Annotated in this window: 16 protein-coding genes; 5 read left to right on the top strand and 11 right to left on the bottom strand. The window is 65.6% G+C overall.

Features of this window, described 5'->3' with window-relative positions:
• The first annotated feature begins 299 nt into the window (after positions 1 to 299).
• Together QX094_RS22180 and QX094_RS22175 are read left to right on the top strand one after the other, a co-directional pair.
• Entirely contained in the window at positions 300 to 926 is a 627-nt protein-coding gene (locus QX094_RS22180) for a LysE family translocator (RefSeq protein ID WP_316188128.1), read from the top strand.
• Between the two features lie 134 nt (positions 927 to 1060).
• Positions 1061 to 1825: a serine O-acetyltransferase gene (locus QX094_RS22175; RefSeq protein ID WP_316188127.1), complete on the top strand. Its 765-nt coding sequence runs from the start codon at positions 1061 to 1063 to the stop codon at positions 1823 to 1825.
• Between the two features lie 34 nt (positions 1826 to 1859).
• On the opposite strand, the gene QX094_RS22170 is transcribed toward QX094_RS22175, so the two are convergent.
• The 5 genes from QX094_RS22170 to QX094_RS22150 form a co-directional block, all read right to left on the bottom strand.
• Positions 1860 to 2114, bottom strand: a complete 255-nt coding sequence (locus QX094_RS22170) for a hypothetical protein (protein WP_316188126.1) — start codon at positions 2112 to 2114, stop codon at positions 1860 to 1862.
• A 135-nt stretch (positions 2115 to 2249) separates the two neighbouring features.
• A complete protein-coding gene (locus QX094_RS22165; protein ID WP_316188125.1) occupies positions 2250 to 3872 on the bottom strand; it encodes a PAS domain-containing methyl-accepting chemotaxis protein in 1623 nt (540 codons plus the stop codon).
• 505 nt (positions 3873 to 4377) lie between these two features.
• Positions 4378 to 4761 (bottom strand): DUF302 domain-containing protein, encoded by a 384-nt coding sequence (locus QX094_RS22160; protein ID WP_315715482.1) that lies wholly within the window; start codon positions 4759 to 4761, stop codon positions 4378 to 4380.
• Between the two features lie 183 nt (positions 4762 to 4944).
• Positions 4945 to 5337, bottom strand: coding sequence for an EF-hand domain-containing protein (locus tag QX094_RS22155; RefSeq protein WP_315715481.1), 393 nt, complete (start codon positions 5335 to 5337; stop codon positions 4945 to 4947).
• Positions 5338 to 5486: 149 nt separating this feature from the next.
• Positions 5487 to 6221, bottom strand: coding sequence for a thioredoxin family protein (locus QX094_RS22150; RefSeq protein WP_316188124.1), 735 nt, complete (start codon positions 6219 to 6221; stop codon positions 5487 to 5489).
• Between the two features lie 945 nt (positions 6222 to 7166).
• Between QX094_RS22150 and QX094_RS22145 the strand changes: the two genes are divergently transcribed.
• Positions 7167 to 7379 carry a hypothetical protein gene (locus QX094_RS22145; RefSeq protein ID WP_316164226.1) on the top strand — a complete coding sequence of 71 codons (213 nt, stop codon included), beginning with the start codon at positions 7167 to 7169 and terminating at the stop codon, positions 7377 to 7379.
• 63 nt (positions 7380 to 7442) lie between these two features.
• Here QX094_RS22145 and QX094_RS22140 read toward each other — a convergent pair whose 3' ends face one another.
• From QX094_RS22140 to QX094_RS22130, 3 genes are all read right to left on the bottom strand, one after another.
• Positions 7443 to 9140 carry a response regulator gene (locus tag QX094_RS22140; protein WP_315828054.1) on the bottom strand — a complete coding sequence of 566 codons (1698 nt, stop codon included), beginning with the start codon at positions 9138 to 9140 and terminating at the stop codon, positions 7443 to 7445.
• Positions 9130 to 10656 carry an ATPase domain-containing protein gene (locus QX094_RS22135; RefSeq protein ID WP_315752100.1) on the bottom strand — a complete coding sequence of 509 codons (1527 nt, stop codon included), beginning with the start codon at positions 10654 to 10656 and terminating at the stop codon, positions 9130 to 9132. The genes QX094_RS22140 and QX094_RS22135 overlap by 11 nt, the downstream gene beginning before the upstream one ends.
• A gap of 227 nt (positions 10657 to 10883) precedes the next feature.
• Positions 10884 to 11918, bottom strand: a complete 1035-nt coding sequence (locus QX094_RS22130; RefSeq protein WP_316185973.1) for a YihY/virulence factor BrkB family protein — start codon at positions 11916 to 11918, stop codon at positions 10884 to 10886.
• A gap of 360 nt (positions 11919 to 12278) precedes the next feature.
• On the opposite strand from QX094_RS22130, the gene QX094_RS22125 reads away from it, so the two are divergent.
• A complete protein-coding gene (locus QX094_RS22125; RefSeq protein WP_315715474.1) occupies positions 12279 to 12524 on the top strand; it encodes a DUF3551 domain-containing protein in 246 nt (81 codons plus the stop codon).
• Positions 12525 to 12940: 416 nt separating this feature from the next.
• Positions 12941 to 13831, top strand: coding sequence for a hypothetical protein (locus QX094_RS22120; protein ID WP_316185972.1), 891 nt, complete (start codon positions 12941 to 12943; stop codon positions 13829 to 13831).
• Positions 13832 to 13915: 84 nt separating this feature from the next.
• On the opposite strand, the gene QX094_RS22115 is transcribed toward QX094_RS22120, so the two are convergent.
• The 3 genes from QX094_RS22115 to QX094_RS22105 form a co-directional block, all read right to left on the bottom strand.
• Positions 13916 to 14392 (bottom strand): GNAT family N-acetyltransferase, encoded by a 477-nt coding sequence (locus tag QX094_RS22115; RefSeq protein ID WP_316186027.1) that lies wholly within the window; start codon positions 14390 to 14392, stop codon positions 13916 to 13918.
• A 55-nt stretch (positions 14393 to 14447) separates the two neighbouring features.
• Positions 14448 to 14720, bottom strand: coding sequence for a hypothetical protein (locus QX094_RS22110; RefSeq protein ID WP_316186026.1), 273 nt, complete (start codon positions 14718 to 14720; stop codon positions 14448 to 14450).
• A 287-nt stretch (positions 14721 to 15007) separates the two neighbouring features.
• The gene (locus tag QX094_RS22105; protein ID WP_410052232.1) at positions 15008 to 15538 is read right to left on the bottom strand and encodes a DUF4142 domain-containing protein; all 531 of its coding nucleotides are present in this window, start codon (positions 15536 to 15538) and stop codon (positions 15008 to 15010) included.
• Between the last annotated feature and the right edge of the window lie 133 nt (positions 15539 to 15671).

The raw sequence follows: 15671 nt of genomic DNA, 5'->3' as shown, positions 1-15671 counted from the left end.
AAGCACGCTGCGGCAGATAAGCGGCCATCGCCTCCCCGCCTCACGTGTCGTGACGATCGCGATACGCCCCTCGTGGCGAAGCAGGATGGATGCAGTAGAGCACATTTTCTGGAAAAGCGAAAGCGCTTTTTTTTTGGAGCGCCGCAGCGACCGAAGGTCGTTCATGACACGTCTTGCGTTGGCAGACGGATTGTGATCGTCGAGGAAAACAGCAAAGCGGCCCTCGCAACAAAGATCATTGCGGCCCTATCCGCCTCGATATACCAACGTCGCATATGTCCTCGCGAGAGACGATCGGCATGACGATCGAGACTTGGTTCGCGTTTGCGGGAACGTCCATCATCCTCCTGGTGATCCCGGGGCCGACGGTTCTGCTGGTGGTCTCCTATGCGCTGGGCCAGGGGTGGCGAACCGCGCTGCCGACGGCCGTCGGCGTCGCGCTGGGCGACTTCACCGCCATGACCTTGTCCATACTGGGCGTCGGTGCGTTGCTGGCGACCTCGGCGCTGCTGTTCACCGTGCTGAAATGGATCGGCGCGGCCTATCTCGTCTGGCTTGGGATCAAGCTGTGGCAGGCCGGCGGCGCGCTGAACGCCGTGCCGCGGACCGACAGGACCTCGGCGCTGAAGATGCTCGGTCACGCCTGGATCGTCACGGCGCTGAACCCGAAGAGCATCACCTTCTTCGTCGCGTTCTTGCCGCAGTTCCTCAGTCCGAACGGCAGCTTCCTCACGCAGATGGTGGTGTTCGAATCGACCTTCGTCGTGCTCGCCTTCGCCAACGCCGTCGGCTATGCGCTGATCGCCTCGCGCGCCCGCGCGCTCGTACGGAGCGCGAAGGTGATCAGCATCTTCAACAAGGCGGGCGGCACCCTTCTGATCGGTGCGGGCGTCGCCGCCGCGGCGGCGCGGACGGCGCAGAACTGAACGGGCTGCGACCTTCGGCCGGGATTGTCGCCGACCACATCGGATGACGACGCCCGCGAGGCGTCGTCCAGGTTTCTGCAACGCGCAGGTCAGGCTATATTGTCGCCGTCACCTGTTATCGAGCAGGCTATGCCATGGCCGACACACACACATCCAGTCCCGAGCTCTGGCCGTCGATCCAGCACGAGGCCCGGCGCATCGCCGCGGCCGATCCCGTGTTCGGCCGCGCCCTGTCGGCTGCAATCCTCGATCATTCTGATCTCGGCAGCGCCGTCGCGCAGCAGATTGGCATCCGCCTCGGCAGTGGCGATGCCGCGCGCGCCCGATTTGCCGCGGTCGCGCGCGAGGCGTATGCCGCCGCGCCTGAGCTCGTCGAGGCGGCGGGTCGCGACCTCGGGGCGATCGCGGCGCAGGATCCAGCGACGACGGCGCTGCTGCCGCCGCTGCTGAACTACAAAGGCTACGTCGCGCTGCAGGCGCATCGCGTCGCGCACTGGCTCTGGAGCAACGGGCAACCCGACCTGGCGCTCCTGATGCAGGCGGACTCGTCAACATCCCTGCAGGTGAGCATCCATCCCTCGGCGCGGCTCGGGACCGCGGTGTTTCTCGATCATGCTACCGGCATCGTCATTGGCGCCCACAGCAGCATTGGCCACGACGTCACCATTCTGCAGAACGTTACGATCGGACGACCCGACGCGCTGCCCGGCCGCGCCCCGCGGATCGGCCGCGGCGTGCTGCTCGCCTCGGGCGCGACCGTGCTGGGCGACGTCGCGATCGGTGATTTTGCCAAGATCGGCGCCGGTGCCGTCGTCACCACCGATATGCCGTCGGGCTGCACCGCCGTGGGCACGCCGGCGCGCCTGACGAACTGCCCGGAGCAGCCGGTCCCAGCCTGACCACGACTCCTCGCGCCCCCTGGGGCGGCCGGTTTTACAGCAATGTTTCAAGCTTGCCCGCGGTGACGGAGATCAGGTCGCGGATCTTGTCGCACTCGGCAGCAAGCGATGCGAGGGCCGGATCCGACCTGATGCATCGCTCCAGATTGTCGACCGCGCTTCGCCAAGCCTCCAATTCGCGCCGCAGCCGTCCGATCTCGCTGGTGACCACCGCATCGCGCCGCCGTTCTGCTCTCGCGTCGATGATACGCAACGGGGCCCGGGCGGGAAATGCGAGGATATCTGCCACGGATCGCCCCGATGGGAAAGGTGGAATTCGGCGAAGACGACAGGCGCATGACGTGCGGGGCGGCGGCATTGCCTGCAACGGCGCGGCGGCCTGGATTGACAGGCCGCCGCGCGATCGGTGCTTTCCGATCCGACCTCAAGCCGCGGCGCGCTCGGCCAGAGCCTGAGCCTCGGCCGCGGCGCGCGCCATGCTGGACGACATCTCGCTCGTGACGGTGCTCTGCTCCTCGACGGCGGCGGCCGTCGACGTCACATACTCGCTGACGTTCTGGATCGCCTGCTTGATCGAGCCGAGAGACGTGACGACGCCCCCGGAAATATTGTTGAGACTGTCGATCTCGGTCGCGATCTTGTCGGTGGCGGTCTTTGCCTGGGTGGCAAGGTTCTTGACCTCGGAGGCAACCACGGCAAAGCCTCTGCCAGCTTCGCCGGCCCTGGCGGACTCGATGGTGGCATTCAGCGCCAGCAGATTGATCTGGCCGGTGATGTTGTGGATCATCTCGACGATGCCGCTCATCGACTGAGCGGCATCCGAGAGCCGCTGCGCCTGCGCATCGGCTGAGGTGACACGGTCCACCGCGCCCATGGCGGTCTCGCGCGACTTCGTCATGGCTTCGGAAATCTCGCGCACGGACGCGTTGAGCTCCTCCGCGCCCGCCGCCACCGATTCCATCATGGCGCGCACGCGCTCGTTGCCCATGCGAACGAAGACCTGCCGGGTGACGTCGGTCGCGTATTTGACCACCTTGAACGGCTTGCCGTTGAGGTCGAGGATCGGATTGTAGGAGGCCTGGATATAGACCTCCCGGCCGCCCTTGCCGATGCGCTTGTATTCGGCCGACTGGTACTGACCACGGTTCAGGCTGGCCCAGAAGTCGCGGTAGGCGGCGCTCTCCCGCTCGGACGGTTCGACGAACATGCTGTGATGCTTGCCCCGGATCTCGGCCAGCGTGTAGCCGAGCGCGTGCAGGAAATTGTCGTTCGCGGTGATGACCGTGCCGTCCATGTTGAACTCGATCACGGCCTGGGACTTGCCGATGGCCTCGATCTGGCCGGCGAGGTCGGCGTTCTTCAGCTTCTGCGCGGTGACATCGGTTGCGAACTTGACGACTCCGATCGGCCTGCCCGTCGCATCGAGCACCGGATTGTAGGTGGCGAGGATCCACACTTCCTTGCCGCCCTTGCCGATGCGCTTGTATTCGCCGCCCTGATATTCGCCGCGATTGAGAGCTGCCCAGAACTCGCGGTAGGCCGCGCTGTCGCGCAGCGCGGGTTCGACGAACATGCTGTGATGCTTGCCCTGGATCTCGTCGAGGCGATAGCCCAGCGCATCCAGGAAATTCTTGTTGGCACTGACGATGGTGCCGTCGAGCTTGAATTCGATCATGGCCTGCGCGCGATCGATGGCGGCAAGCTTGGAGCCGTCGGCCATGCTGCGCAGCTTCTTCTCGGTGATGTCGGTCGCGAACTTGACGACCTTCACCGGCTTGCCGGCGCTGTCGAGGACGGGATTATAGGACGCTTCGATCCAGATTTCGCGACCGCCCTTGCCGATGCGCTTGAACTCGGCGGCCTTGAGCTCGCCGCGGCTCAGCGCCGCCCAGAACTCGCGGTAGGCGGCACCGTCGCGTTCGGAAGGCTCCACGAACATGCTGTGATGCCTGCCCTGGATTTCCTCTAGCTGATAGCCGAGTGCGTTCAGGAAGTTCTTGTTCGCGGTGATGATCGTGCCGTCGAGCTGGAATTCGATCACGGCCATCGCGCGACTGATTGCTGCAAGCTGTGCTTCCGCGTCCGAGCGGCTGTTCGATCGAAACAACAAGGTAACCTCCAGATGAATAGTTCGTTTGCAGATGGTCGGCGGCGGTGACGATCGTCCCGCGCGCCCGGCGACATGTCTGCGCAAAAATTGATGCAACTTGTTCCACTCTCGTTAAAGCGCGTTGAGAATTCCGGCTTTTCCGTAGTTCTACCGCTGTGACATGACGTCCGACATACAATGACGTCGCGCGGAAGCTGCGCTGCGGCCCCAGGATCGTCGACAATCGGGCGCGTGGCGCGGAGATCGTGGGGCGTCGCCTTGTTGGCGTGCAGCTCCTCTCCGAACAGCCGCACCAGCTCGCAGGACCTCGGCGCCGGGAGCAACCGCCACTGCAAGAACGCCTGATGCGCGCGGGCGATCACCGCGGTCCATCATCCCTGGTGTCGTCATGGACCTGGGCCGGCGATCCTCCGATCAGCGGTGGTCCCGTTGGACGGCAGAGCTACACCGCCTCGACCACCGCCTTCAAAGCGTCAGAGACCTTTGTGGCGAGCGTCGCGAGCGCCGCATTCTCGATGGCCTGCATCGAGGCGACGGGATTCACGGCGGCGACCTCGACCTTCCCGCCGATCTCCTGGACGATGACGTTGCAGGGAAGCATGGTGCCGATCCGGCTCTCCGCCTGCAATGCCTCATGCGCCAGCTTCGGATTGCAGGCGCCCAGGATGGTGTAGGGCCGAAAGTCGGCGCCGATCTTCTCGCGCAGCGTCGCCTGCACATCGATGCGGGTCAGAACGCCAAAGCCGCGTGCCTTCAGCTCGGCCGTCACCCGCTCGATCGCCGCGTCGAACGATAGATTGACCGCTTTGGCAAAATAGTAGGTCATGCTCGCCTCTTTTCCGGCTGGTCTGCCGCCGCGTCGACGCAGTTCGTCGCACGCGGCGATCGGATCTGACGGCGGCACTGTTGCGCGTCCGTGCGGCGGGCACTTGATCGAGATCAGCGAAATGGCCGCACTTGCCGGACTCGCGCCAGCGCAGGCCCGACCATCACGCCGGTTTGACGCCGGTCATTGCGGCCCGTGCATGAACGCCTGCATCTCTTCCGGGGTCAACTTGCCGTCCTTGTTGCTGTCCATGGCCTTGAAGATGCGCTCATGCGCCGCCTGGAATTCCTGCAGCGAGATCGTGCCGTCGCCGTCGGTGTCGACAAGTGCGAACACCATGCGCATCAATGCCGGGCCCATGACGCCGCCGCCCATCCCGCCGCGTCCCATCGGGCCGGGCATATGCCCCATCATGCCGCCGCCCATCATGCCGCCAATCGGCGAGCCGGTTCCCGGGGCCATCGCAGGCGGCATCTTCTGCTGATCCGGCGTGGTCTGGCTTTGCGCCAGAGCGGCGGCGGTGCCGCAGGCAAAAACCAGGGCTGATATCGTCAGTCGCAACATGGCTCGGCGCATGGAAGCCTCCTCGAATGCGTCATCACGCGCGACAAGTCCGCCGACCGGGCATCGATCCTATGAGGACCCTTCACGATTTCCTGTGTCCGCATGGCGGCACTGACGGCGCCGCGGATCACGCTGCGCTGATCCGCCCTACTCGTTTCGATCTACCGGCCGCAATGACAGTCTCGCGCGCCGCTTTCCTCATATTCATCGTGCAGGCGCACCCAATCGGAGAGGTTGCCGCGGCCGGTCTCGTTGCGGCCCTTGGGCGTGAGATCGAGATAGTGATAGGCGCCGATCAGGGGATCGCCGCCGCGGGAGCGGACCTGGAACGTGCAGAAGATGTTACCGGCGTCGTCCTTGGTGAACACGGTCAGGCCCGGGAGCTCGGGCGACCTGCTCGTCAAGGGTGCGAAATTGTAGGCGGCCTTGCCCGTCGCGATCTGCTCGTCCGAGAACGAGACCTGAAAGTCGAAGTTGAAATCACTGCCCTCGGATGACACCCAGTCGAACGCCCAGCCCATGCGCGCCTTGAACGGCGCGATCTCGGCGAGCGGCGCACGCGACACGACGACCAGGCTGACGTCGTGGTGGCGGAGGTGCTGGTTGGAGCCGTCGATGTGGTCGCACAGAAACGAGCAGCCGGGACAGCGGTGCGGATCGCCCGGCGCCATCATGAAATGATAGACGATCAGCTGGCTCCGTCCCTGAAACAGATCGCCCAGGCTGACGGGTCCGTCCGCCGCCTGGAAGACATAGTCCTTCTCGACCCGGACCCACGGCAGCGCCCGGCGGGCGGCAGCCAGCGCATCGCGCTGCCTGATGAAGGCCTTCTCCTGGGCGAGGTGGGCGCGATGCGCTTCGGTCCATTCGTCCGCGGTGACTATTCTGGGGGTCATGTCTGGAGTCCTCCGTGTCCTTCGCAGAGGACGATGCAAGGCTCGGCGGCCCGACACCGACGCCATCTATTTTCTCGGCGGGTCATCGCAGCGCGGCCGGGTGCGGGGAACCGCGGATCGACCAGAAAAGGCCAGCGTCGGGCGCCCCCACTCCCATCTCAGACCGGCGTGCGCGGTCGACCTGATCCACCGCCCGCTCTCGTCCGTTTCGGGGCAGCCATGGCAGACGTGTCGGATCAGAGCAGTGACTCCCACAGCGGTCGGACCGAGCCGGCGCGCTGCCGCGGCTGCGGACAACCGGCGCGCGCGGTTCAGAGCATCCTGAACCCACGAACCGGCGAAGCGGCGCGTCTGTTCAATTGTACCGCCTGCGGATCTGTCAATTGGATGGACGACCGGCGGTGAGCACCGGTTCGGTCGCGGCTGGCTGCCGGCAAAAAACTGATCCGCGAGGAACAGACCTCGCATTCGGCCGTTTTCGATGATCGCCTCCGGTCCTGCAGACCCTGCCTCAAGCCGATGGTCTTGAGCTTCGCCATCGCGAGCGGGTCAGGCATCCCATGACGATCCTGACCCGCCGGTTGCGACGGCACGAGCTGAACACCATCGACACCGCGGCACCTCGGCTTTGGCTCGGCAGCGGCACGCGTGGCGCATCTCGTCGCTGAGCTGCGACAACGCCTGGCGGAGGTCGGTCTTGTCGCCGACAACGAGTATCAGTTCCCGATTACGAGCCTGCGCTCGCCGAAGCCCTCCGTCTCAGCACGGTGCATGTGAAGCGGGTGCTTCAGGAGTTCCGCGTTCAGGGTGTTCCGGACATCCGCAGGAACCTTGTCACAATGTTCGATTTTGAGATGGTCGTGGCTGCTGGAGGGTTCGATCCCGCATATCTCCACCAGATCGACGGCTCCCGCCTTCGGGTGACGGCAGATCAGGACGAACGAGATGCGCTTCTATGTGACAAGTCCTGGCGAAATGCGCGGCGATGGCGTCGATTTCGATGATGTCGAGACGGTGCTGATGCAGACGGCGGACACCGCGCTTGCAATCGCACGCGACCGGCTCGATCCCTCCTCCACGAACGTCAGCCTCAAGGTCAGCTCCGATGACGGCGAGGTCGGGCATGTCACGGTTTCGGTGCTGATCGAGCGCGGTTGATCGCGAACCGGAGAGGTCCGAGACCGCAGCTCGCTATCAGCAGCTCACCATCAGCCCCCCGCATCACGAGATGCGCGCCTGCGACCAGACGTGGTCCATCTTCACCGCATCGAGTGCGGTCGCCAGTTCGTCGATGCGATATGGCTTCGACAGGATGCGGACGCCCGCCTCCTTGGCGGCGTGAACGGCAGCGCCCGAATAGCCGCTGGTCAACAGGATCGGCATGTCGCCGCGCCGTTTCTGAATCTCGCGCGCCAGCTCGACACCGTTCATGCCCCCCGGCATCATGACGTCGGAGAACACGAGATCGACGGCTCGTCCGTCGGCCAGCGCACCGAGCGCCGCGGCCGCGCTGGAGGCGCGGGTCACCTCATAGCCGAGCTGGCGGAGCATCTCGCCGACGAGCGCAGCGACCTCATCGTCATCCTCGACCAGCAGCACGCGGCCTTCGTTGCGCTGGCGGGCCTGGGGCCGCTGCAGATCGATCAGATGGTGCGGCTCCCTGGACGCCGCGTGCTCGGACCTCGGAAGGTAGAGCGCAATCGTCGTCCCCTTGCCCGGCTCCGAGTCGATGCGGACGGTGCCGCGTGACTGGGTGACGAATCCATAGACCTGGGCCAGCCCGAGGCCGGACCCTTTGCCGACGTCCTTGGTCGTGAAGAACGGCTCGAACACCCGGACGCGAACCTCCTCCGTCATGCCGGTGCCGGTGTCGATCACCGACAGGCGGACGTAGTCGCCGGCGATCTGATCGTCTTGCACATTGCGGAGGTTCTCGGCCCGAACCACGATCGTGCCGCCGGTCGGCATCGCGTCGCGAGCGTTGACGGCGAGATTCAGCACGACGAGCTCGAGCTCGCCGGGGTCGACCTCGACTGGCCAGAGCGCCTCGGGGAAATCGAACTCGACGTGCACGTCGCCGCGCAGGCTGCGGTCAAGCAGCTCGCGCATGCCGCCGATCTGGCGGGCGATGTCGACCGGCTCGGGCCGCAGCTCCTGCCGGCGCGAGAACGCGAGCAACTGACGGGTCAGGCTGGCGCCGCGCTGCGCCGCCTGGATCATGCCGTCCATCAGGCGGCGACGCCGCGCCGGATCGCTCTGGCGGTCGAGCATGTCGAGCCCGCCGGAGATCACCATCAGCAGATTGTTGAAGTCGTGCGCGACGCCGCCGGTCAGCCGGCCGATGGCCTCGATCTTCTGCGTCTGGCGCAGGGTCTCCTCGACCCGCGCGCGCTCGGCCATCTCGATGCGAAGATGCTCGTTCGATTCCGCGAGCGCCCGCGTCCGCTCGACGACGAGTTGCTCGAGCTGCTGCGCCGCCTGCTCGCGCGCCTGGATGAGAGCGCGAATCTGGTATTGACGACGTCGCGCCCGCAGCGCGGACTGAACGGCGCTGGTGAGCGTGATCGGCTGGATCGGCCGTTCGAGCAGCGAGACATTGCGCAGCGCGCTTACCAGATTGCGCCGCCACGTGACGACGGCACTCTGCTCGCGGTGACTCGTGAGCACGATGAAGGGCAAATCGGACCAGGCCGGCTGCCGCTCGACCCATTGCGTGAGGGCGGCGGTGTCCTTTGCGAACAACCCTTCCTCGGCAACGAAGACCGTGCCCACGCCCGCGCTCAACTCACCGAGCAGCTGCGTGAGGTCAGAGCAGACGGTCGTCTCGATTCTTGCACTGCGGAGCAGCTCTGCCGATGCCGGCCCGTCCCGCCCGATCGGCGCGAAGACGAGGACGCGGTGATCTCGCTCAATGCCCATCCCGCACGTCCATGTCGGGGATATCCGTTCCGGTGAAGCGCGGATTGCCGGAAAATATTCCGCTGAATTCCCTGAGCGGCGGGCCGAGGGTGATGCCGGAGCTGCTCAGGCGAAACTCGCGGATGCTGTGCTCGTGGTGACCGCTGCGCTTCTTGACCACCGACAATGCGCGTCGCACCGCCCCTCCCACCTCGAAATAGCGCAGCATCAGCACGGCATCGCTGAGATAGCTGATGTCCAGCGGCGTATCCATCGGCCCGACCAGACCGTGCTGCGCGAGCACGAGGATGGTCAGCACACCCTGCTGGCCGAGATAGGTCAGCAGCTCATGCATCTGCAGGATGAGAAAGCGCTCGTCGGGCATCGCGTTGAGATAGCCGTTGAGACTGTCGATGACGATCAGGCGGGCGCCGTCCTGCTCGACGCTCTGCCGAACGATGGCGCCGAATTCGCCCGGCGACAGCTCGGCCGGGTCGACCTGCTGGAAATGGATGCGCCCGGATTCGATATGGCGTTCGAGCGGCAGGCCGAGCGTCCGGGCACGGGCTTCCACGGTGCCGCGGCCCTCGTCGAATGCGAAGAAGACCGCGTGCTCGCCGCGCTGGGCCGCCGCGATGGCGTAGATCAGCGCCACCGAGGATTTGCCGACACCGGCCCCACCGATGAGAAGCGCATTGGTGCCGCGCTCCAGCCCGCCGCCCAGGAGCTGATCGAGCTCGGCGTTGCCGCTCGAGGTGAAATCGCCGGCGAAGGATCGGTGATGCTCCGCGGCGACCAGGCGCGGAAAGATCCTGAGCCCGCCCGAGGCGATCGTGAAATCATGGAAGCCGCCCCGGAACGAGATGCCGCGCATCTTGATCACGCGCAGCCGGCGGCGCTCCGCGCCATATTCGATCGCGAGCTGCTCCAGCATCACGACACCATGCGCGACCGAGTGGAGCTGCAGGTCGTCCTGCGAGGATGACAGGTCGTCGAGCAGGACGACGGTGCAGTTGCGCTTGGTGAAGAAGTGCTTCAGCGCGAGCACCTGGCGGCGATAGCGCAGCGGGCTCTGGGCCAGCAGCCGGAGCTCCGACAGGCTGTCGATCACAACACGGCTGGGATTGATGCGCTCGACCTCGTTGAACATCAGACCGGTGGTCTCGCTGAGCTCCACCTCCGCCGGATGGAACACGGTGAGCTCGCGCTCCGGGTCGAGCGTCGTTTCCGGCGGCACCAGCTCGAACATGTCGACGCCGGCGAGCGACCAGCCATGGCGCCGCGCCACGACCTCCAGCTCGCGCCGGGTTTCCGACAGCGTGATGTACAGCACGCGCTCGCCACAACTTGCGCCCTTGAGCAGGAACTGCAGCGCTATGGTGGTCTTCCCGGTGCCGGGACGGCCTTCATACAGATACAGGCGATTGGGATCGAAGCCGCCGCCGAGAATGTCGTCGAGGCCTTCACTTCCGGTGGAAATGCGCGGCAGATCCCTGGGCCCACCCTCGTCGCTTCCGCGAACAGGCTGCTCCGTCATGCATAAGCTCCGTCGTGACAATCGAGACGACGCCGCAGCGAACCCGACAATTCGGGGCTTCGCGACGACCCGATAGGAACACAGCGGATCCGCCTCGGGTTCCCGGGTTCCGTCTCAGGCGGGCGGTTCCACGAGATCGCCGTGGCGCGGGCCCCGTGCGTTGCGATCCCCGTGCGGCATCTCGCATGGCCGAGCCGATCGCACCTGCATTCTCAGCCGACGGCAGATCAGCTCCCACGGCCCACCGTGTCAGCCATCGTGGCGCCGCGGGTGCCAAGTGGCTGTGCGGCGCCGGTGGTGGTATCGCGCAGGGTCTGATGCTCCAATTCGGCATCGAGCTCAGCACCGATCAGGATCACGATGGCGGAGATCCAGATCCAGGTCATGAAGCCGATGGCGGCGCCGAGCGAGCCGTAGGTCGCGTTGAAGCTGCCGAAATTCGCCGCATACCAGGAAAACAGCGCCGAGCCCGCGAGCCACAGCGCCGCCGCCAGCGCGCTGCCCCAACTGATCCAGCGCCATCTAGGCTCCTCGCGGTCCGGCCCGTAGCGATAGATCAGGGCCAGTCCGAGCGCGACGCAGATGAAGATCGCCGGCCAGCGGCCGATCCGCAGCACCAGGTCGCCGGCCCCGGACATGCCGAGATAGTTCAGCAGCACCGGGAGCACGACGACGGCGCCGATCGCAAGCAGCGCGAACAGGATCGCGCCGCCGGTGAACAGCAGCGAAATCGCGTTCAGCTTGATGAAGCCGCGCCTCTCGGGCTCGCGATAGACGATGTTGAGTGTGTCGAACAGCGACTTCATCGCCGCATTGGCGCTCCACAGCGAGATCGCCAGGCTGACGAGGAAGGTGATGCCGAGCGCCTGACGGCCGTTGGCAGAGACGCGCGTCAACTGGTCGCGCGCGATGTCGATGGCGCCGCCGGGCATCACGCCCTGCAACTGTTCCAGATGTCCGGTGATTTTGGCCGGATCGGAGAACAGGCCGTAGATCGCCACCAACGCGGCCAGCGCCGGAAAGATCGCCAGCAGAGTGTAGAACGTCATGCCTGCGGCGAGCGCAACGATCCTGTGCTCGGTGACGTTTTCATAGACCCGGAACAGGACGTCCTTCCAGCCGCGCGCGGGAAGCTCCGCGGGCGAACGCGCCAGCCGGCCGTGTCCAGCGCCGGACCGGCTCGCGCCTCCCGAGCCTTCCGTCTGTTCGGGCCGCTGATCGAAATAGTGGATCAGGAACGCGAACCCGAGCAGAGCCAGCATCCCGCCGGTGCCAGGTGTGCGCGGGCGGCTCGCGAAAACGCTCGAAGAGTCGCGATGTGCGGCGTCTGACGTCTTGGATCGGCGAAACATGGGATCGGTCCATCACCAGCGGCCAAAAGCAACCGGAGCGGTGGACGAATGTTCCGGCATCACGCCATGACGCGCGTTGCCGAGCTCCGCAATGGTGGGCTCCTCCGATCTTCAAAAGGCCAACTCGGGCAAGCGCCAACATGCCGACAATTTCGTCGGCCTGTGAACGCGTCGCAGCGCCGCCGACACAAAACAGTTGATGTTGCGCGCGAGGAACGGGCCTGCGCCCCCTTGCGTTGCAACGGTACTTTTCAACGCAAGGATAAACGCATGCGCCGCCTGTTATTTGCCTCGCTGTCTGCCACCGCCGTCCTCGCGAGCTTCGCCGCGATCTCACCGGCTTCCGCCGCGCAAGACCGCTTCTGCCTGCAGGGCAGGATGTGGGGCTATCCGGGCAACTGTCAGTTCTCCACCTATCGTCAGTGCCAGGCGGCGGCCTCGGGTACCGATGCGGGCTGCGGCATCAACCCCGCTTACGCCTATGCCCGGCAGCGCGGCTACGACCCACGCTATTGACCGCGGGTCATTGCGTCAGCCCTCGCGCGAGGAATGAGCCGCGCGATCCATCCAAACCTGGCAACAATTGAAACATGGCTGGCGGCGACATCTCTGGCCGCCACGCCCCCCTGGCCCTGCTCTATTGCATCGCGCAACGGCACCATGATCCTCTGGCTCATGATCCGTTAGCTGTTGCGGCAAGTCCCATCTGAGGCCGGCGGCCACGCGTTCTCTCCTCCTCCTCCTCCTCCTCCTCCTCCTCCTCCTCCTCCTCCGCTGATACGTGCACGGAACATTGCGCCTCGCTGTTGCTTATACGGCGACCAATGTCGAACCGGAGGAGGACCATCATGGACGGACTGATTTATCTCGTGGGGTTGATCGTGGTCATCATGGCCGTTCTGTCGTTCTTCGGTCTGCGCTGAGACGACATCATGGCCATGGAAACTGCGCCGGTCGTCACATCACCCCTTTCAAGCGCGACGGCCGATAGCTGGACCCTGCAATGGACGCCGGTCGTTGCAGGAGCCCTGACCGCCGCCGCGGTCTCTTCGATCCTGATCAGCTTTGCCATGTCGGTCGGCCTCGGTGTCAGCTCCAGCGCGCCGACATGGCGCGACGCCTCGGTGGCGCTCTGGCTCCTGTCCGGCCTCTATCTGGTGCTGCAGGCGCTGATCAGCTTCGGCTGCGGCGGCTACATGGCGGGCCGCTTGCGCGCAACGCACGGGCTTGCCGAAAGCGAAGAGATCGAAAAGCGCGACGGCCTGCATGGCATCTCAGCCTGGGCGCTGGCCGTCGTGCTCGGCGCTACCCTGGCCGTGCTCGGCGCGTCCGCGGCGACGCGGACCAATCCGCTGACTGCGCCCGCGACGGCCAATGAACCGTCGATCCTGAGCTATGAGCTCGACCATCTGTTCCGCGCGCCCCGGCGAGCACCCAGCCCGGATCTCGCCCCCGCACGCAGCGAGGCCGGCCGCATCCTGCTCACGGCGTCGAGCCACAATGGCGTCAGCCCGGAGGATCGCAGCTATCTCGTGCAGCTCGTCGGCGGCACGACCGGTCTCGCTGCTCCCGATGCCGAGCGGCGGGTGGACAGCGTGATCGCGGAAGCCAAGACCGCCATCTCGCGCACGCGCGCCGGCACCGTCATCCTGGCGTTCTCGGTGGCCACCGCGCTGCTGCTCGGCGCCGTCGCCGCCTGGGCGGCTGCGGAGAGCGGTGGCCGTCACCGCGACGGCAAGCCTGTCACCGGATGGATGCTGCACGCCAACCGCTTCAGCCGGCGGCGCGACATGTGGCGGCGGCCGATGTCGATGCCGGAATAGAGCACGTCAAGAACAGCGAGCGGCCCGGCCCATCGCCGGGCCGCTACGCATTTGTACCCCCGCCGCGAAAGACGCTCGCGCAATTCAGGCGAGCCGCAGGATCATCAGGTTCGCGTCGCTGCCATAGCTGCCGGTCGGATCCGCGGCGGCCGCCTTGTCGACCGCAAATCCTTGCCTCTCCCAGAATGGCGTCGAGCCGTTGACGGCGATCAGCGACAGCGACTCCAGGCCGAGCGCACGCGCGTGTCGGATCAGTTCCTCGACGATCACGGTCGCCGAGCCGCTGCCGCGAACCGCGGGCAGCAAAGCGAGATCGTGGATGTAGTAGGTCGATGCAGCCGACGGAATGCTTCCGATCAGCCGGTTCAAGGCCGGCGGCCGGCCGAGATGCCAGGGATGGCTGAGCACATAGCCGGCGATGCCGGCGCCGGTCCCACGCAGCACGCGGCATCCATCAGGGTGGAGACGCAGACGCTCCGCGAAAACACTCTTGTCCTCGGGATAGTCCGGGTGCACGCGGGCTGCGATTCCATCGACGTCAGCAAGATCGCTTGGCGCCATGGCACGCCAACTCATGCGGTCCGCACCGGTCTGGCTCGTCCTCACTCGCCCTTGCTCACTTGGCAAGCGCCAGCCAGCGTTCGCTGGCCGACAGCGCCGTCGGCCACAGCGCCTCCGTCGGCTGCCCGCGATGCAGTGCCTTGCCGACCTCGCAGATCGACATGAAGGCCGCGGAGCGCGCCTCCTCCACCTCGAGCGACTGCTCCGCGCTCGGGCTGCGGACGAGGCCCATCAGGCCGTTCAACGTCTGCAGTGCCGCTTCCGGCGGGCTCGCCTCCGCCGCCCTCAGCGCAGCCACGATCTGCTGCGCCTTTTCCGATTCGGTCATCACGTCGGTCATCGTCTTATCGCTTGCCCGTGCCTCATGGGAGAACGCTAGCAGCCGGACGAAGGTCGGGCAATGCTGGGGCGGACGACACTCCGATGCCGAACACGCAGTGCCGACGTGCGATTTCCGCCGGTCCCGGCTCGGCCATCTTGCGAGGCTGCTTCGCCAGCGTCTCAGCCAGCGTTGCATTGGCCTCGTGGTCGGCAAACTTGTTCTTCAGATGGCGCTATCATTGGCGATCACGACGCCCGGACAAGGCTGAGGCATCGTGGTCGCTCTGGCCCATGTCATTTCGCCAATGATTTCGCCATGTCGAGGTGCTTCTGCAGCACCGGCACGGTCTGCTGGGCGAAGTCCGACAGCGGTGAGTTTGCCGCGGCCTGCTTCTGATACTTCTTGATATCCTCCTGGTGATCGCGAACCATCGCCTGCGCGAACGCCTGGTCGAACCGACCGCCGGACATGCCTTCCAACCGGCTGTAGATGGCCTTCTGCTTCTTGCTCGGCTCGGACGGCACCTTCATCCCGTTCTGGCTCGCAAGCTGCTGCGCCTTCTGCAGATGCTCGCTATGGTCCTGCTGCAAGGCCTGCCCGAACTGCTTGACCTGATCGCTCTGCCCCTTCTGCTGCGCCAGCTTGCCCATGTTCACCTCGGACATGTCGCCCTCGATCGCCTCGGTCATGAAATGCTGATCCTTGGCGGGCGACTGACCTTTCGGAGCGGCGACCGCGCCGCCGGCCACCAACACGGTCACGGCAGAGGCGGCCATGGCAATTCGGATCGCTTTCGTCTGATGGTTGTGGATCATCCTGCTCATCGTTGATCTCCGAGGGGTTGGCTCTTGATCGTCCCGACGGCAAGAGCCTCGCCCGACGATCGTTCCTAAGCCCCGCGTGGCGGCCCTGCAGAATGCTTCCGCGCGCAACTACGCGGCGGGTTCCAAATGCTGC

Source organism: Bradyrhizobium sp. SZCCHNS1050, from assembly GCF_032484785.1.
Classification (GTDB): Bacteria; Pseudomonadota; Alphaproteobacteria; order Rhizobiales; family Xanthobacteraceae; genus Bradyrhizobium.
Note: the sequence above shows the minus strand (reverse complement) of the source record. Positions and strands in the feature narration are given on the sequence as shown.